The sequence below is a fragment of the Achromobacter sp. CF-sbj1-Ac2-l genome, from assembly GCF_052698165.1.
In genome coordinates, this window is record NZ_CP199855.1 from 1,879,244 (window position 1) to 1,897,024 (window position 17,781).

Here is a 17,781-nt window from a genome sequence, read left to right on the forward strand (position 1 = left end):
GTCCTCATGAATTCCAATTTCCTGATCGAACTGCACGACGTCGGCAAGTCGTTCCGCGCCGCGGACGGCACCGCCCGGCACGTGCTGGAACACGTGGACTTCACGTTGCGCGAAGGCGAGATCGTGGCCCTGCTGGGCAAGTCCGGCTCGGGCAAGTCGACGCTGCTGCGCATCATGGCGGGGCTGGTCAACGCCGACCAGGGCACCGTCACCTACCGCGGCCAGCCGGTGTACGGCCCGGCGGCGGGCATCGCCATGGTGTTCCAGTCGTTCGCGCTGTTTCCCTGGCTGACCGCGCAGCAGAACGTCGAGCTGGGCCTGGAGGCCCAGGGCGTGGCGCCGGCCGAGCGCGCCAGGCGCGCCGATGCGGTGCTCGACCTGATGGGCCTGGGCGGGTTCGGCGGCGCCTTGCCGCGCGAACTGTCCGGCGGCATGCGCCAGCGCGTCGGCATCGCCCGCGCGCTGGTCATGAACCCCGACGTGCTGCTGATGGACGAAGCCTTCTCGGCCCTGGACGTGCTGACCGGCGAAACGCTGCGCGACGACATGCTTGAACTATGGGACGAGAGCCGCATCTCGACCAAGGGCATCCTGATCGTGTCCCACAACATCGAGGAAGCGGTCATGATGGCCGACCGCATCATCGTGTTCTCCAGCGACCCCGGCCGCATCCGCAGCCAGGTGCAGATCGGCCTGCCGCGGCCGCGCAATGCCGATTCGCCGCAGGTGCGGGCGCTGATCGACGAGGTCTACGCGCTGATGACGCAGCGCCCGGCCCACGACATGCCGACGCCGCGCCAGCAGGGCCTGGGCTACCGCTTTCCGCAGACCGAGGTCGAGCGCATGGAAGGCGTGCTGGACGTGCTGGCCGAGGCGCCGTTCAATGGCCGCGCCGACCTGCCCAAGCTGGCCGAGGAAGCCGAGATCTCCGACGACGACCTGCTGCCGGCCTGCGAAGCGCTGGGCCTGTTCGGCCTGGCCCAGATCGACAAGGGCGACATCTTCCTGACGCCGCTGGGCCAGCGCTACGTGCAGGCCGACCAGAGCCAGAAGCAGGCCATCTTCGGCCGTCAGTTGCTGGCGCACGTGCCGCTGGCCGCGCACATCCGCCACAGCCTGGAACAGGAGCCTGCCGGCGAGTTGCCGGAAAAGAACTTCCTGGATTCGCTGGAGGAATTCCTCAAGCCCGACGAAGCCGAGCGCGTGCTGAAGATCGCGGTGGAATGGGGGCGCTATGGCGAAATCTACGGCTACGACTACCACACCGGCCTGCTGACCTTGCCGGAGCGCGACGCGGGGTAGGGTGGGGAGCGGCGGGCCGGACGGCCCGCCGTGCTGGCGTGATGACCGCGCGAGCCGCGCGGTCGGCCCGATCACAGGGCGATGAAGCCCGCGATCACCAGGATGATAAGGCCGTACTTGGTGGCCTTGTAGACGTTGCGGTTCCAGGCCTTGAAGGCCTTGCGCTTCTGGTCGATGACCCAGTGCGCATGGGTCAGCTTGTTGATGGCGCCGGTCTGGTCGCCGCCGTCGTTGGGCGAGCTGGCCGCCGACATCACGACCCGGCCGAACCAGCGGTTGAAGGCTTCGGCCCAGCCCCACTTGAGCGGCCGCTCGACGTCGCAGAACAGGATGATGCGGTTCTGGTCGGTGTGGTTGTAGGCCTCGTGCACGTAGGTCTCGTCGAACACCACGCTTTCGCCGTCGCGCCAGCTATAGGATTCGCCGTCGACGATGATGTGGCAGCGGTCGTCGTTGGGCGTGGCCAGGCCCAGGTGGTAGCGCAGCGACCCGGCGAACGGGTCGCGGTGCGGGTTGAGCTGGCCGCCGGGCGGCAGTTCGGCGAACATGGCCGCCTTGACCTTGGGCAGCGTCTTCAGGATGGCCACCGTCTTGGGGCACAGTTCCTCGGCCGAGGGGTGGCGGGCGTCATACCACTTCAGGTAGAAGCGCTTCCAGCCGTACTTGAAGAACGAATTGAAGCCGATGTCGTTGTGGCTGTCGGCCGCCTTGATGCGGCGCATCTCGGCCATCTGCAGGGCTTCGTCGCGGATCGTCTCCCAGTTGTCGTCCAGCACCTTGAGCTCGGCGATTTCGCTGGTGGTCAGGTAGGGCGTCGACGGCACGCGCGAACTCAGCACCATGAAGGCGTTGATCGGCGCCAGCAGCACCGAGTGATCCAGCAATTGCCGGCCCAGCGGCAGCTTGACGCGGCCACGGAAGTGCGCGAACAGGATGGCGGCGAGCCAGATCCCGGGTATCAGCCATTTCATACGTAAATCTCGTCCTGCGGCGGGTGAGTCAGGTCCAATCGCCTATTGTTACACAGGGGCGCCCGGCAGGCCCGGGGCGAATCGTCGCAGCGGCGGTTTTCGCTCTTGCGACTGGGTACAATTCCCGCTATGTCCGAAGCCGTAACAACCCCGTCCCCATTTGTCCACCTGCGTGTCCACTCCGAGTTCTCGGTGGTGGACGGCATCGTGCGCATCCCCGACCTCATCAAGCGCGTGGCCAAGCTGGGCCAGCCCGCGGTCGCCCTGACCGATCTGTCGAACCTGTTCGGCCTGATCAAGTTCTACAAGGGCGCGCGCGGCGCGGGCATCAAGCCCATCGCCGGCTGCGACGTCTGGCTGAGCAACGACGAAGATCCCGCCAAGCCGTTCCGCGTGCTGCTGCTGGTGCGCAACCACCAGGGCTACCTGAACCTGTGCGAACTGCTGTCGCGCGCGTTCCTGACCAACCAGGGCAAGGGCCGCGCCGAAATCCGCCGCGAATGGCTGCAGGGCCAGGACGGCCTGATCGTGCTGTCGGGCGGCCGCGGCGGCGACGTCGGCCAGGCGCTGGACGCCGGCAACGCGGTGTCGGCGCTGGCGCTGGCGCGCCAGTGGGCGCACATGTTCCCGGGCAGCTACTACATCGAGCTGCAGCGCGTCGGCATGGACGGCGACGAAGCCTACACCCAGGCCGCCATGCGCCTGGCGGCCGAGGCCGGCCTGCCGGTGGTGGCCACGCACCCGGTGCAGTTCCTGGACGAATACGAATTCCAGGCGCACGAGGCCCGCGTCTGCATCGCCGAAGGCGAGATCCTGGCCAATCCGCGCCGCGTGCGCCGCTTTACCAAAGAGCAGTATCTGCTCAGTTCCGAGGAAATGGCGCGCCGCTTCGCCGACGTGCCCTCGGCGCTGGCCAATACGGTCGAGATCGCCAAGCGCTGCAACCTCAGCCTGGTGCTGGGCAAGCCGCGCCTGCCGAATTTCCCCACGCCCGACGGCGTGTCGCTGGACGACTACCTGGTGCAGTTGTCCGAAGAGGGCCTGGAAAAGCGCATGGCCTTCCTGTTCCCGGACGAGGCCGAGCGCGCGTCCAAGCGCGAGCAGTACTACGAGCGCCTGCGCTGGGAATGCAAGACCATCATCCAGATGGGCTTCCCGGGCTACTTCCTGATCGTGCAGGACTTCATCAACTGGGGCAAGAACAACGGCGTGCCGGTCGGCCCGGGCCGGGGTTCGGGCGCCGGTTCGCTGGTGGCGTACGCGCTCGGCATCACCGACCTGGATCCGATCCGCTACGACTTGCTGTTCGAGCGCTTCCTGAACCCCGAGCGGGTCTCGATGCCCGACTTCGATATCGACTTCTGCCAGGACAACCGCGAACGCGTCATCGACTACGTCAAGGAAAAGTACGGCCGCGCCGCCGTGAGCCAGATCGCCACCTTCGGCACGCTGGGCGCCAAGGCCGTGGTGCGCGATGCCGGCCGGGTGCTGGACATGCCCTACATGTTCTGCGACGGCCTGTCCAAGCTGATCCCGTTCAACCCGATGGATCCGTGGACGCTCGAACGCACCCTGAAGGACGAGCCGGCCTTCAAGGACCGCTACGAGCAGGAAGAGGAAGTGCGCGCGCTGGTCGACCTGGCCAAGCCGCTCGAAGGCCTGACCCGCAACATCGGCATGCACGCCGGCGGCGTGCTGATCGCGCCCGGCAAGCTCACCGACTTCTGCCCGCTGTATTGCCAGCCGGGGCAGGAAAACAGCGCCGTCTCGCAGTTCGACAAGGACGACGTCGAAGCCGCCGGCCTGGTCAAGTTCGACTTCCTGGGCCTGCGCAACCTGACCATCCTGGACTGGGCCGTGCGCTACGTGCGCCAGTTCAACGAGGACAAGCGCGACTTCGACGTCATGGCGCTCAGCCTCGACGATCCGGCCGCCTACAAGATCCTGTGCGACGCCAACACCACCGCGGTGTTCCAGCTTGAATCGCGCGGCATGAAGGAACTGCTCAAGAAGCTGCGGCCCAACACCTTCGAAGACATCATCGCCATGCTGGCCCTGTACCGTCCGGGGCCGCTGGAATCGGGCATGGTGGACGACTTCGTCAACCGCAAGCACGGCCGCGCGGCCGTCGACTATTTCCACCCGGATCTGGAAGCGACCCTCAAGAGCACCTACGGGGTCATCGTCTACCAGGAACAGGTGATGCTGATCTCGCAGATCATCGGCGGCTACTCGCTGGGCGGCGCCGACCTGCTGCGCCGCGCCATGGGCAAGAAAAAGCCCGAGGAAATGGCCAAGCACCGCGAGCTGTTCGAGAAGGGCGCCAAGGAAAAGGGCCACGATCCGGATCTCGCGGTCAAGCTGTTCGACCTGATGGAGAAGTTCGCGGGCTACGGCTTCAACAAGTCGCACTCGGCCGCGTACGCGCTGATCTCGTACCAGACCGCGTGGCTCAAGGCCTACCATCCGACCGAGTTCCTGGCCGCCACCATGTCCTCCGACATGGACGACACCGACAAGGTCCAGATCTTCTGCCGCGACGCCCAGGACAACGGCGTCGAGGTGCTGCCGCCGGACGTCAACTTCTCGGGCTACCGCTTCGAGCCGGTGGCCGACAAGTACACCGAAAAGGGCAAGCCGCCGCGCACCATGCGCTACGGCCTGGGGGCGGTCAAGGGCACCGGCCAGGGCGCGGTCGAGGACATCCTGCGCGCCCGCAAGGAAGGCGGCCCGTTCCAGAACCTGTTCGACTTCTGCCGCCGCGTCAGCAAGCACGCGGTGAACCGCCGCACCATCGAGGCCCTGATCAAGGCCGGCGCGTTCGACACCATCGAGCCGAACCGCGCCGCCATGCTGGCCTCGGTCCCGACCGCCATGGAAGCGGCCGAGCAGGCCGCGCGCAGCGCCAACCAGTCCTCGCTGTTCGGCGACGACAGCAGCGACGTGGTGGCCGGCGAGCTGGCCAAGGTGGCGCCGTGGGACCTGCACAAGAAGCTCACCGAGGAAAAATCGGCGCTGGGCTATTACTACAGCGGCCATCTGTTCGACGCCTGGCGCGACGAAGTGCGCCAGATCGTGCCGATGCAGCTCGCGCGGGTCGAGCCGCAGCGCGACCTGCAATGGATGTGCGGGGTGCTGGCCAGCGTGCGCGTCATGATGACGCGCCGGGGCAAGATGGTGTTCGCGGTGCTGGACGACGGCACCGCGCAGGTCGAGATCTCGGTTTTCAACGAACTCTACGAAAAGCACCGCAACCGCCTGCGCGAAGACCAACTGGTCATCGTCCAGGGCAAGGTCAGCAACGATGACTATTCGGGCGGCATGCGCATCGTCGCCGAGCAACTGTACGACCTGCAACTGGCGCGCGAGGCGCGCGCCAAGTCGCTGCGCGTCAAGCTCAACGGCGGCGCCGACGCCGCGCGCCTGCGCCAGATGCTCAACCCGTTCCGCGCCGAGCCCGAGAACGGCATCCCCGGCGTGCCGGTGGACATCGTCTACACCAAGAACAATTTCCTCTGCACGGTGCGGCTGGGCGAGGAATGGCGCGTGCGCATGGCCGACACGCTGCTCGAGAACCTGAACGCCTGGACCAAGCCGAACGGCGTGGAGGTCACGTACTGATGCGCATCGTCCACTCGGAAGCCGCCACCAGTTTCGGCGGCCAGGAAGGCCGTATCTTCAAGGAGATGAACGCCATGCGCGCGCGTGGCCATCACCTGGAAGCCATCTGCCAGCCGACCGCGCTACTGGCCGAGCGCCTGTCGGACGCCGGCTTCACCGTCCACACGCTGGAGATGGACGGGCCGGTCAACTACCTGAAGGGCGTCGCCGCCATCCGCCGCATCCTGCGCGAAGGGCGCTTCGACGTGCTCAACACCCACAGCCGGCGCGACACCGTGATCGCCGCGGCGGCCGGCCGCCTGGCGGGCACGCCGCTGATCGTGCGCACCCGCCACCTGTCCAACAAGGTCGGCTCGCTCTGGTCGTACACGCGCCTGCCGCATCGCGTCACCACCGTCAGCGACCACGTGCGCGAGCACCTGATCGAACGCGGCGTGCCGGCCGATCGCGTCGCCACGGTCTATTCGCCGATCGTGCTGCCGCCGCCGGTCGAGCATTCGACCCTGCGCGAGGAACTCGGGCTGGCGCCGGACGATCTGGTGGTCGGCTGTGTCGCCGTGATGCGCGCCACCAAGGGCCACAAGGACCTGATCGACGCCATCGCGCCGCTGATGGCCACCCGGCCCAAGCTGCACCTGGTGTTCGTGGGCGGCGGCTCGCCAGTGTTCGAGCAGACCCAGGCCTACGTGGCCGAACGCGGCCTGGCCGATCGCATCCACCTGATGGGCACGCGCCGCGACGTGCCCAATCTGCTGGCCGGCTGCGACCTGTTCGCGCTGGCGACCCAGCAGGAGGCCTCCGGCACCGTCTACGTCGAAGCCCAGGCCAGCGGCCTGCCGGTCATCGGCACCGACGTCGGCGGCGTGTCCGAGATGTTCCGCGACGGCGAAACCGGCATCCTGGTGCCGCCCAAGGACCCGGCCGCGCTCACCGCCGCGCTCGAAAGACTGATCGACGACGCCGCCTTGCGCCAGCGCATGGGCGAGGCCGGCCGCAAGATGGTCTGGGAAGAGGGCGTGTTCTCGCCCGCCCGCCTGGCCGAGACCACCGAGGCCGTCTACACCCGCTGGCTGGCGGAGCGGCGCCGATGAACGCGCCCAACGTCCCGGTGCTGATGTACCACCACGTCACGCCGGCCGGCGGCATGATCAACGCCATGCCCGACGTGTTCGAGGCCCAGATCGCGCGCCTGGCGCGCGCCGGCTACCAGTCGCTGTCGGCCGACCAGTTCGCTGCCTACCTGGCCGGCGCGCCGGCGCCCGAGCGCTCGGTGCTGATCACCTTCGACGACGGCTATCTCAACAACTGGGTCCACGCCCATCCGGTGCTGGCGCGCCATGGCATGCGCGCCGTGCTGTTCACCATCACCGGCTGGATCGGCGACGGCCCGGTGCGTCCGCATGCCGGCCAGGGGCTGCCGCTGCCCGCCACGCCCGACCACGACGCCGGCAAGAAGCTGATCGCCGACGGCCGCGCCGACGACGTCATGCTGCGCTGGAGCGAAATCGAGGCGATGCGGGCCGCCGGCACCTTCGAATTCCATTCGCATACCCACACCCACACGCGCTGGGACAAGGTCTGCGGCGCCGATACCGAGGCCAAGCGTGCCCACATCGTCCAGGAGCTGGCCGATTCGCGCGAGACGCTGATGCGCCGCTTGGGGCAGGTCAGCGACCACCTCTGCTGGCCGCAGGGCTATTTCGACGCCGACTACGTGGCGGCCGCCCGCCAGGCGGGCTTCCGCCACCTGTACACCACCGACCCGTTCGGGCAGAACACGCCCGGCGCCGATCCCGGGCACATCTACCGCTTCGCGGTGCGCAACCAGGGCGGCACCTGGCTGAACCGGCGCATCTGGCTGTCGCGCGACCCCTTCTGGGGGCCGCGCTATCACGCCTGGAAAGCCTGGAAAAAGCGTCTTAGGAATCGCGGATGAAGTTATCAGTCATTGTCATCACCAAGAACGAAGCGGCCAACATTGCCGATTGCCTCAAGTCGGTTGCCTTCGCCGACGAGTTCATCGTGGTGGATTCCGGCAGCACCGACGGCACGGTCGAACTGGCGCGCGCCCTGGGGGCGCGGGTCGAAGTGGCGGCCGACTGGCCCGGGTTCGGCCGGCAGAAGAACCGCGCGCTCGACCTGGCCACCGGCGACTGGGTGCTGTCGATCGACGCCGACGAGCGCGTCACGCCCGAGCTGGCTCGCGAGATCCTGGACACCATCGCCGCGCCGCGCGGCGAGGCCTACGAGATCGCCCGCCTGTCGAATTTCTGCGGCCGCGACATTCGCCACAGCGGCTGGTGGCCCGATTACGTGCTGCGCCTGTTCAAGCGCGGCACGGCGCGATTCAACGACGTGGCGGTGCACGAGCGGGTGGTGCCGTCCAACGGCCAGCCGCCGCTGCGGCTCGCCGGCCACTTCCGGCATTACCCGTACGACAACCTGGATGCGCTGATCACCAAGATCAACCGCTACTCGTCCGACGCCGCCGCGATGATGTACGCCAAGGGCCGCCGCACCTCCGTGTTCGGCGCGCTCGGCCACAGCTTCTGGACTTTTGTGCGCATCTATCTGATCCGGCGCGGCTTTCTCGATGGCCGCCATGGCCTGGTGCTGGCGGTGACCGCCGCCGCAGGCAGCTTCTTCCGCTATTCGAAGCTGATGTTCCTGGCCGAGAAGAACAAGTGAGAATCCTCTACACCAACTTCCACGCCAACAACGGCGGCGGGCACGTCACCTATATCATCAACCTGGCGCGCGCCCTGGCCGCGGAGCACCAGATCACGGTCGCCGCGCCCGCCACCAGCCGCCTGTACCGCTACGCCAAGGCGATCCCGGGCGTGACCGTGGTGGAAATGCGCTACACCACGCGGCCCTCGTCCTGGTTCAGGGACCGCGCGCGGCTGCGCCGCCTCATCCGGGACGGCCGCTTCGACATCATCCACGCCAACGGCTCGGCCGACCACAAGCAGGTGATGCTGGCGACGCTGGCCATGCCGCGTCGCCCGCGCATCGTCTTCACCAAGCACAACGACCATCCGGTCGCCAGCTTCGGCCACAAGCTGCGCGTGGCGCTGGCCACCGATCACAGCATCGCGGTCAGCGACTACATCCATCGGCTGCTGGCCGATTCTCCCTATTGCAAGCGGCCCATCACCACCATCCGCCACGGCATCGACACGCGCTTTTTCGCGCCGCCGCCGCCGGACAGCCTGGACAAGCTGCGCGAGATATTCTTCGGACCGGACTGGCGCGGCAAACTGCTGCTGGGCAGCGCCGGCGGCACCGACTACGACAAGGGCTGGCTGGATCTGGTGGCCGCCGTGGCGGCGCTGCCGCCGGGCGACCGCGAGCGCGTGCTGCTGCTGGTGGCCGGCGACCCGCCGTCCGAGGCCAAGCTCGACCGGGTGCGCGAGCTCGGCATGATCGACCAGGTGCGCTTCCCTGGGCTGCTGGACGACGTGCGGGCGGCGCTGGCCTCTTGCCATGCCGGCTTCGTGTTGTCGTACCGCGAGGCGCTGTCTTTCGCCTGCCGCGAGATCATGGGCCTGGGCCTGCCGGCGCTGGTGACCGACGCCGGCGGCCTGCCCGAGAACGTGACCGACGGCGTCGACGGCTGGATCGTGCCGGTGCGCGACGTGGCCGCCATGACCGCGCGCCTGCGCCTCATGCTGGATGACCCCGCGCAGGTGCGGGCGATGGGACAGAACGCCCGCCAGACCGCCGAGCGCGACTTCAACCTGGCGCGTTTCGCGCAAGCCACGGTCGACGTCTACCAACGAACATTGGGTGGACACTGAGCCTCTATAATCGCGCCATGTCTATCCCAATTCTCATGTACCACCAGATCGGCGAGCCCAACCCCAAGGGCACGCCGTTCCGCGGCCTCACGGTGCATCCGGACGATTTCGCCCGCCAGATGCGCTGGATGCGTTTCCTGGGCTATCGCGGCCTGTCGATGCGCGACGTCATGCCGTACGTGCGCGGCGAGCGCCGCGGCAAGGTGTTCGGCCTGACCTTCGACGACGGCTACCGCAATGTGGTCCAGAACGCGATGCCGGTGCTCGACAAGCTGGGCTTCACCGCCACCAACTATCTGGTGGCCAACCAGTTCGACGGCGGCAACGTCTGGGACGCCAAGATCGGCATCCCCTTCTCGCCGCTGATGACGGTCGACGAAATGCGCCAATGGGCCGCGTCCGGCCACGAGGTCGGCTCGCACACCCTGGACCACGTCCATCTGCCCGAAATGACGCCCGACGAGGCGCGCCGCCAGATGGTCGAGTCCAAGGACGTGCTCGAGCAGGCGCTGGGCGCGCCCGTCACCGCCTTCTGCTATCCCTATGGCGACCATGGCCCGGAACACCTGGTCATGGCGCGCGAAGCGGGCTACGACAACGCCACGCTGACCAAGCGCGGCCTGGCCAACGCCAGCGATGACCCCTTCGGCCTGCCGCGGGTGACGGTGTCGCGTTCGACCGGCATCTTCCGTTTCCTGCAGAAATGCCTGACGCGCTATGAAGACATCCGCGGGCGCGGCTGAGCGGCGGCTGCGCATCGCACTGCTGGTCGACCGCTTCGGCAACCGTTTCGGCGGCGCCGAGGCCTACGGCGTCGAGCTGATGCGCGTGCTGGGCGAGCGCCACGATATTTCCGTGGTGGCGCGCGACTACGACAGCGACCTGCCGTTCCCCTTCCTGCCCGTGCGCTTCCCCGGTTGGCTGCCCAGTTGGATGCGGGTGCTGTATTTCGCCTGGAAGGCCGATCGCCTGACCCGGGGCCGCTACGACATCGTGCACTCGCACATGAATGGCTGGGCCGGTGAAATCCAGGTGATGCACGTCACCCCGGTGCGCTACAACCGCCTGACCCGGGTCAAGCCGGTCAAGCGCGCGCTGGCCTGGCTCAGCCCGCGGCTGGCCACCTACCTGCTGCTGGAGAAATTCCGTGTGCGCCGCGCGCCCGCGCGGCGGGTGGTGGCGGTGTCCGGCCTGATCATGGACCAGTTGCACCGCAGCTACGGTCCGCAACTGCCGGTCGAGATCATCGCGCCCGGCGTCAAGCTGCCGGCGCCCGAGGCCGCCGCGGCCCGCCCCGCCACCCGCGCCCAGCTCGGCTGGGACGACGCCACCATCGGCTGCCTGTTGGTGGCCCGCAATCCGCTGCGCAAAGGGCTGCCCGCGCTGCTTGACGCCCTGGCGCTGCTGCCGGCGCCGTACCGCCTGCTGGTAGTGGGCGCCGACGAGGCCACCCGCGAGCGCGTGCGGGCGGCCGGCGCGGTGGCCAGCCGCGTCACGTTGGTGGATCCCACGCCCGAGGTCGCCCGCTATTTCGCCGCGGCCGACATCTACGCCCATCCCACGCTTAACGACAGCTATGCCATGGCGCCGCTGGAAGCCATGTCGCACGGCCTGCCGGTGGTGGTCAGTTCGCCGGCCTATTGCGGCTTCGCGCAATACCTGTCGGCCGGCAAGGACGCGCTGATCCTGCAGGATCCGCGCGATGGCGCACAACTGGCGCAGGCCCTGCAACGCCTGGGCGACGAGCCCGAACTGCGCGCGGCGCTGTCCGAGCGCGGCCTGGCGATCGCCCGCGACCAGAGCTGGGAAACCGTGGCGGCCCGCTACGAAGACCTGTACCAGGCAGTGCTGTCCGAGCGCGCCTGACGCCGGTCGCCAGGCGCGCCAGAAACGACAACGGGACCGCGAGGTCCCGTTGTGCATTCAGTGCGCCGGTGCCGTGGCCCGTTCCAGCTCGCCCAGCCAGCGCACGGCATATTCCCGATCCGGCCCGCACATCTCGGCCTGGGCCTGCAGTCCGCCGCAGAAGTCCGGCCGTGACGGCAGGCCGAATATCGCGCAGCGCATGTCCGGCAGCAACTGGATACAGGGCACGCCGGCCGGCTTGCCATCCGGCATTCCCGGAATCGGTCGGGTGATCGACGGCGCGATGCAACAGGCGCCGCATCCCGGCCGGCACGCCAGGGCCGTCGCCATGCTCAAACCCACCCGCGCAGCCAGTACACGAACAGGCCCGCGTATTCCTTGATGATCGAACGGCTGGCGTCGAAAGTGCGCTGGTCGGGCAACCAGGGGTTGAGCGACCCGTCGGCCGGCGCCACGATCTGCGGCGGCGCAGGGGCGGCGATGGCGACCACGCCCTGCTTGGAGAAGGCCGCCATGGCGCGCGGCATGTGCAGCGCGGAGGTCACCAGCAGCACCTTGCCGATGCCGCGGGTCTTGAGCTGGTCTTCGGTCAGGGCCGCGTTCTCGTAGGTGGTGCGGCTGGCGTTTTCCAGGATCAGGGCCGATTCCGGGACGCCCTGCTGGCGGATGGCATGGGCCATGCCGCGGGCCTCGCTGACATCGCCTTCCAGGGCGCCGCCGGACAGCACCACCTTGGGGGCGCGGCCGGCCAGGTACAACTGCGCCGCGGTGTCCACGCGCACCACCGCGGTGTCCTTGTCGTAAGGCAGGAACCAGTTGGCGCGACCATTGGCGGTATTGCCGCCCAGCACCACGATCGCGTCCGCCGTGGGCGATTCGGTCGGCTTCAGGTGCGGATAGCGGCTTTCCAGCGCGCCGCCCAGCCACAGCGAGGTGGCCGGCAGCGACCAGGCCAGCGCCCACAGCAGGCCGGCGACGATCAGGGCGCCGCCGGTCTTGCGCAGCCGGAACAGGCCCAGCACCAGGCCGACCACCACCAGGGTCAGGCACAGGTTGTAGGGAATGATCAGATTCGTGAGGTAGCTGGACATGATGGTCATTTCAAAACTAAGCGTTTACTGCGCGCCGTCCAGTAACTGGCCGGCCTGATGTTCCACCTCCTCGATGGACGGCCAGGCCGTTTCCGAACCGACGCATACCGCGCGGGGCGACCACGGACCGGTGCGGCCGGGGCGGGTGACGCCAAACAGCGTCAACTCGCGTGCGCCCGCCGCGGCGGCCACGTGCGAGACGCCGGAGTCGTTGCAAATCACCAACGTAGCGCGTACCGTCAGCGCGGCGAACGCGCCCAGCGGCAGCGCAGGCAGCAACTGCGCCGTCGGCGCATTGCGCCGGGCTTCCTCGGCTTCCGCCGGAGGGGGGCACATTACCACGGTATGGCCCCGGGCTTGCAACGCGCGGGTAAGTGTATCGAATCCCGGCCACACCTTGACCCTGCCTTTGTGCAGCCCGGTCGCGGTGGGCGCGATCAGGACGAAGCGCTGGCCGGCCAGGCCGGCCGCTTCCAGGGCCAGGCTGGCGGTCTGGTGATGGGCCGGCGTCAGCGGCAGGTCCAGCGTCGGGCCGGGCTCGCCAGGGCCGGTCGGCAGCCCCCAGCGGGCCAGCGCCTCGCGGGTCAGATGGTGCCAGGACTGCACCGCGTGCAGCCCGCCGTCCGGCTTGGCCACCGGCCAGCGCAACAGAAAGCTGCGGCCGTCGTCGCGATAGCCCGCCGATGGCACTCCCGCCAGCCGGAACACCAGCGCGCTGGACAGCGAATCCGGCAACAACAGGCCGCGGGCGCGCCGGCCCTCGGCGCCCAGGGCGCGGCGATGGGCGCTGACCGTGGCTCTATCCGGCCCCACTTTTCCCAGCATTGGCAGGAACTCCCGTTTGTCGATCCCGTCCAACAGGTCCCGCGCCCAGGGGCGGGCACAGATCACCAGGGGCAGGCCGGCGGCCTGCAAGGCCCGCAGGCTGGGCAGGCTCATGCAGACATCGCCCACCCAATTGGGCAGGCGGACGTAGAGGCAACTGATTTCGGACATGGACAGGCGCACCGCGCGATAGGAACTGAAAGGGGGACGCCCGGCCCCGCGCGGCAACGCGTAGCCAGTACAATCCGGGGCACAATTGTATAAAAGCGAGTGATTCCATTGAATTCTGCCGCACGCAACACGCCCGCGGGCTCCCAGCCCGTCAGAGCCGAACTCTGGAGCCGTATCTATAGCCGGGTTGGTTCCTACTGGAAGGGGCTGGTGCTGGCGACCCTGCTGATGGCCGGCGCCGCCGCCACGCAGCCCACGCTGGCCGTCATTATGAAGCCCCTGCTGGACGACGGCTTCTCGGGCGCCAAACCCTACTACGTCTGGGCACTGCCGCTGGCGGTGGTGGGCCTGATCTTCCTGCGCGGGGTCTGTAACTTCTTCAGCGATTACCTGCTGGCCTGGGTGGCCAACAACGTCCTGCTGGGCATGCGGCGCGACATGTTCGAACGCCTGCTGGGCCTGCCGGACGCCGATTTCAAGCGCGGCGATACCGGCCGCCTGCTGAACCGCTTCACCATCGACGCGGGCAACGTCACCGGCTACGCCACCGACGTCATCACGGTGCTGGTGCGAGAAACCCTGGTGGTCATCGCCCTGATCTGCGTGCTGCTGTACACCTCGTGGGTGCTGACCCTGATCATCCTGATCATGCTGCCCGTCTCGGTGCTGATCGCGCGCACCTTCATCAAGCGCCTGCGCCGCATCAACCGCGACACCGTCAACATGAACGCCGAACTGACCCGCGTGGTCAGCGAGGGCATCGACGGCCAGCGCGTCATCAAGCTGTTCGACGGCTACGAGGTCGAACGCGGCCGCTTCGATTTCGTCAGCGGCCGCCTGCGCCGCTTCGCCATGCGCACCGCCACCGCCGACGCCGCCCTGACGCCCCTGACGCAGGTGTGCATCTCGATCTCGGTGGGCGCGGTCATCGCCGTCGCCCTGGGCCAGGCCAACAACGGCTCGCTCACGGTCGGCAGCTTCGCCTCCTTCATGGCCGCGCTGGCGCAGATCTTCGACCCCATCAAGCGCCTGACCAACCTGGCCGCCCGCATGCAGAAGATGCTGGTGTCGGCCGAAAGCGTGTTCACCCTGATCGACCAGGTGCCCGAAAGCGACACCGGCACGCGCGAGCTGCCCGAACCCGTGCGCGGCAAGGTCGAATTCCGCAACGTCACCCATCGCTTTTCCGACGCCGACCGCGACACCGTCAACGACGTGTCGTTCGTGGTCGAACCCGGCCAGACCGTGGCGCTGGTGGGACGCTCCGGCAGCGGCAAGACCACGCTGGTCAACATGCTGCCGCGCTTCGTGCTGGCCGACAGCGGCGCCATCTACGTCGACGACGTGCCGATCAACGACCTGAAGCTGCGCAGCCTGCGTTCGCACCTGTCGCTGGTCAGCCAGGACGTGGTGCTGTTCGACGACACCATCGCCGCCAACGTCGGCTACGGCGCCCTGGGCGAGGCCAGCGAACAGCAGGTGCGCGACGCGCTCGCCGCCGCCAACCTGCTGGACTTCGTCGAAGGCCTGCCGCAGGGCATCAACACCCCCGTTGGCGAAAACGCCGCGCGCCTGTCCGGCGGCCAGCGCCAGCGCCTGGCGATCGCCCGCGCCCTGATCAAGAACGCGCCCATCCTCATCCTCGACGAAGCCACCTCGGCGCTCGATAACGAGTCCGAACGCCAGGTGCAGGCCTCGCTCGAACGCCTGATGAAGGGCCGCACCACGCTGGTCATCGCGCACCGCCTGTCGACCGTGCAGAACGCCGACCGCATCATCGTGCTGGACGCCGGCAAGATCGTCGAACAGGGCCCGCATGCCGAGCTGCTGGCCGCCGACGGCCTGTACGCCTCGCTCTACAACATGCAGTTCCGCGAAGACTGATCGCGCGCGGCGCCGCGCCAGGCCACCCAGGAGCCGCCCATGTCCCTGCCCGCAGAAGGCAACCAGCTCGTCAACGTCGTCGTTCTGCTGGGGGCGGCGGTCATCGCGGTGCCCCTGTTCAAGCGCCTGGGGCTCGGCTCGGTCCTCGGCTACCTGGCCGCGGGCCTGGCCATCGGTCCGTTCGGCATCGGCTGGTTCTCCGATCCCCGTTCCATCCTGCACGTGGCCGAACTGGGCGTGGTGATGTTCCTCTTCATCATCGGCCTGGAGATGCAGCCGTCGCGGCTGTGGAAGCTGCGCGGCGAAATCTTTGGCCTGGGCGTGGCCCAGGTGGCGGCCTGCGGCGCATTGCTGACCGCGGTCGGCCTGGCCGCCGGCCTGTCAGGCCCGGCGGCCTTCATGGCGGCAATGGGCTTCGTGCTGTCGTCCACCGCCATCGTCATGCAGATCCTGGCCGAGCGGGACGAGACCGCCAGCGCCCAGGGCCAGCGCATCGTTTCCATCCTGTTGCTCGAAGACCTGGCCATCGTGCCGCTGCTGGCCCTGGTGGCGCTGCTGGCGCCGGCCGGCGCCAGCGAGCATGGCGATCCCTGGCTGCAGTCGGCCATCGCCCTCGGTTGCGTGCTGGCGCTGCTGGCGGCGGGGCGCTGGCTGCTCAATCCGCTGTTCCGGCTGCTGGCCGCCGCGCATGCGCGCGAAGTCATGACGGCCGCGGCCCTGCTGGTGGTGCTGGGGGCGGCGCTGTTGATGGAATTCGGCGGCCTGTCGATGGCCATGGGCGCATTCCTGGCCGGCGTGCTGCTGTCCGAATCCACCTTCCGCCACCAGCTCGAAGCCGAGGTCGAACCCTTCCGCGGCATCCTGCTGGGCCTGTTCTTCCTGGGCGTGGGCATGTCGCTGGACCTGGCCGCCGTGGCGCGCGAATGGCAGTTGATCCTGGCCGGCGTGGTGGTGTTCATGGCGGTCAAGTCGGTGGGCGTCTACCTGATCGCCCGCCTGTTGCGCGCCAGCCACGCCGAGGCGCTGACCCGCACGGCCCTTCTGGCACAGGGCGGCGAATTCGCCTTCGTGCTGTATGGCGCCGCCGCGGCCGCAGGCATCTTCGACGCGCACCTGGCGGCCGTGCTGATCGCGGTGGTCATCATTTCCATGGCGCTGACGCCGCTGTGCGTGCTGGCGCTGCGCTGGCTGCTGCCCAAGCCGGCGCCGTCGATGGAGGGAGTGGATGTCGCCCAGGACCTGGACGGCTGCGCGCTGATCGTCGGTTTCGGCCGCTTCGGCCAGATCGTGACGCAGGCGATGCTGGCGCGCGACATCAAGGTATCGATCCTGGATACCGACACCGATGCTATCCGCGCCGCCGCCAAGTGGGGCGTCAAGGTCTATTACGGGGACGGAACTCGCATCGACATGCTGCGCACCGCCGGCGCCGAAACCGCCAAGGTCATCCTGATCTGCATCGACAATCCGCAATCGGTCAATCACATGGTCAAGCTGATCAAGGCCGAATTCCCGCTGGTGCAACTGGTGGTGCGGGCCTATGACCGCATCCATTCCCTGGCGCTGGCCAGGGAGGGGGTCGATTACCAGGTCCGCGAGACGCTGGAATCCGCCCTGGTGTTCGGCGAAGCGGCGCTACGCGTCATCGGCGTGCCTGCGGACGAAGCCGCCGAGGTCCTGGCGGACGTGCGCAAGCGCGACACCGACCGGTTCGCGCTGGAAGTGGCGGGGGGGCTGTTCGCCGGCCGCTCGCTGCTGTACGGCAACATGACCGGTCCGGCGGACGGCCGCAACGACCAGCCCGACCGGGAAACCGTGGCGCCGGCCGGGCACGCCGAACCTGGCGCGCCGGCATGACCCGCGTATGACAGGTCTTTTGGATGATGTATTACAGCGTCTTTTCATTACTTTACGCTTCATTTCACGCGCAAGCCGCGGCGGCTGAGGTAGATTGATCTCCATCGGCGCTTCACTCCCGAAGCGCCTCTGCCAGGGGCCAGCCATGCTGCAATCCGATCGGATTTCCACGACCCCGCACGCTGTCGGGCTTGAGCTTGCGCGGCGGCAAGCCATGACCCTGCGCTGCGGATTTTCCGCCGGCGCGATGCGCCAATTAGTCCAGTTGACGCGTGGGGCCGGCCCGGCGTGGGCCATCAACGCCCACCGCGAAACCGACAAGGCGCGTGGCGCCAAGGCCTTTCCTTTCCGGATCGCCGCCACGGCATCCTGAACGCTGGCGCGGGCGCGTGG

15 protein-coding genes are annotated in these 17,781 nt (G+C 68.2%); 11 read left to right on the top strand and 4 right to left on the bottom strand.

What is annotated here, in order from left to right; translation table 11 throughout:
* Positions 1–6: 6 nt before the first annotated feature.
* Entirely contained in the window at positions 7–1,302 is a 1,296-nt protein-coding gene (locus tag ACUDCK_RS08635) for an ABC transporter ATP-binding protein (RefSeq protein ID WP_144658045.1), read from the top strand.
* A 71-nt stretch (positions 1,303–1,373) separates the two neighbouring features.
* Here the strand turns inward: ACUDCK_RS08635 and lpxO are convergent, their stop codons facing one another.
* The gene (gene lpxO, locus ACUDCK_RS08640) at positions 1,374–2,273 is read right to left on the bottom strand and encodes a lipid A hydroxylase LpxO (protein ID WP_054501263.1); all 900 of its coding nucleotides are present in this window, start codon (positions 2,271–2,273) and stop codon (positions 1,374–1,376) included.
* Positions 2,274–2,402: 129 nt separating this feature from the next.
* On the opposite strand from lpxO, the gene dnaE reads away from it, so the two are divergent.
* Genes dnaE through ACUDCK_RS08675 form a run of 7 tightly spaced genes read left to right on the top strand, consistent with a single transcriptional unit; the run spans position 2,403 to position 11,560 of the window.
* Positions 2,403–5,894: a DNA polymerase III subunit alpha gene (gene dnaE / locus ACUDCK_RS08645; protein ID WP_054501262.1), complete on the top strand. Its 3,492-nt coding sequence runs from the start codon at positions 2,403–2,405 to the stop codon at positions 5,892–5,894.
* Positions 5,894–6,985 carry a glycosyltransferase family 4 protein gene (locus tag ACUDCK_RS08650; RefSeq protein ID WP_054501261.1) on the top strand — a complete coding sequence of 364 codons (1,092 nt, stop codon included), beginning with the start codon at positions 5,894–5,896 and terminating at the stop codon, positions 6,983–6,985. Before dnaE ends, ACUDCK_RS08650 begins: the two co-directional genes overlap by 1 nt.
* Complete coding sequence (locus ACUDCK_RS08655) at positions 6,982–7,830, top strand: polysaccharide deacetylase family protein (RefSeq protein WP_175168196.1); 849 nt, start codon at positions 6,982–6,984, stop codon at positions 7,828–7,830. The genes ACUDCK_RS08650 and ACUDCK_RS08655 overlap by 4 nt, the downstream gene beginning before the upstream one ends.
* A complete protein-coding gene (locus tag ACUDCK_RS08660) occupies positions 7,827–8,582 on the top strand; it encodes a glycosyltransferase family 2 protein (protein WP_175168197.1) in 756 nt (251 codons plus the stop codon). Before ACUDCK_RS08655 ends, ACUDCK_RS08660 begins: the two co-directional genes overlap by 4 nt.
* Entirely contained in the window at positions 8,579–9,694 is a 1,116-nt protein-coding gene (locus tag ACUDCK_RS08665; RefSeq protein ID WP_116792803.1) for a glycosyltransferase family 4 protein, read from the top strand. Before ACUDCK_RS08660 ends, ACUDCK_RS08665 begins: the two co-directional genes overlap by 4 nt.
* A 17-nt stretch (positions 9,695–9,711) precedes the next feature.
* Positions 9,712–10,437 (top strand): polysaccharide deacetylase family protein, encoded by a 726-nt coding sequence (locus tag ACUDCK_RS08670; RefSeq protein WP_175168198.1) that lies wholly within the window; start codon positions 9,712–9,714, stop codon positions 10,435–10,437.
* A complete protein-coding gene (locus tag ACUDCK_RS08675; RefSeq protein ID WP_175168199.1) occupies positions 10,412–11,560 on the top strand; it encodes a glycosyltransferase family 4 protein in 1,149 nt (382 codons plus the stop codon). Before ACUDCK_RS08670 ends, ACUDCK_RS08675 begins: the two co-directional genes overlap by 26 nt.
* A 57-nt stretch (positions 11,561–11,617) precedes the next feature.
* On the opposite strand, the gene ACUDCK_RS08680 is transcribed toward ACUDCK_RS08675, so the two are convergent.
* Genes ACUDCK_RS08680 through ACUDCK_RS08690 form a run of 3 tightly spaced genes read right to left on the bottom strand, consistent with a single transcriptional unit; the run spans position 11,618 to position 13,647 of the window.
* Complete coding sequence (locus ACUDCK_RS08680) at positions 11,618–11,890, bottom strand: YkgJ family cysteine cluster protein (RefSeq protein ID WP_054501255.1); 273 nt, start codon at positions 11,888–11,890, stop codon at positions 11,618–11,620.
* A 2-nt stretch (positions 11,891–11,892) separates the two neighbouring features.
* Positions 11,893–12,660: a YdcF family protein gene (locus tag ACUDCK_RS08685; protein ID WP_054501254.1), complete on the bottom strand. Its 768-nt coding sequence runs from the start codon at positions 12,658–12,660 to the stop codon at positions 11,893–11,895.
* Between the two features lie 15 nt (positions 12,661–12,675).
* Positions 12,676–13,647: a glycosyltransferase family 9 protein gene (locus ACUDCK_RS08690; protein ID WP_175168200.1), complete on the bottom strand. Its 972-nt coding sequence runs from the start codon at positions 13,645–13,647 to the stop codon at positions 12,676–12,678.
* Positions 13,648–13,755: 108 nt separating this feature from the next.
* On the opposite strand from ACUDCK_RS08690, the gene msbA reads away from it, so the two are divergent.
* The 3 genes from msbA to ACUDCK_RS08705 all read left to right on the top strand — a co-directional run bounded on the left by msbA (position 13,756) and on the right by ACUDCK_RS08705 (position 17,761).
* The gene (gene msbA / locus ACUDCK_RS08695) at positions 13,756–15,531 is read left to right on the top strand and encodes a lipid A export permease/ATP-binding protein MsbA (protein ID WP_054501253.1); all 1,776 of its coding nucleotides are present in this window, start codon (positions 13,756–13,758) and stop codon (positions 15,529–15,531) included.
* Between the two features lie 39 nt (positions 15,532–15,570).
* Entirely contained in the window at positions 15,571–17,388 is a 1,818-nt protein-coding gene (locus ACUDCK_RS08700) for a monovalent cation:proton antiporter-2 (CPA2) family protein (protein ID WP_175168201.1), read from the top strand.
* A gap of 145 nt (positions 17,389–17,533) precedes the next feature.
* The gene (locus ACUDCK_RS08705; protein ID WP_175168202.1) at positions 17,534–17,761 is read left to right on the top strand and encodes a hypothetical protein; all 228 of its coding nucleotides are present in this window, start codon (positions 17,534–17,536) and stop codon (positions 17,759–17,761) included.
* Positions 17,762–17,781: the final 20 nt, after the last annotated feature.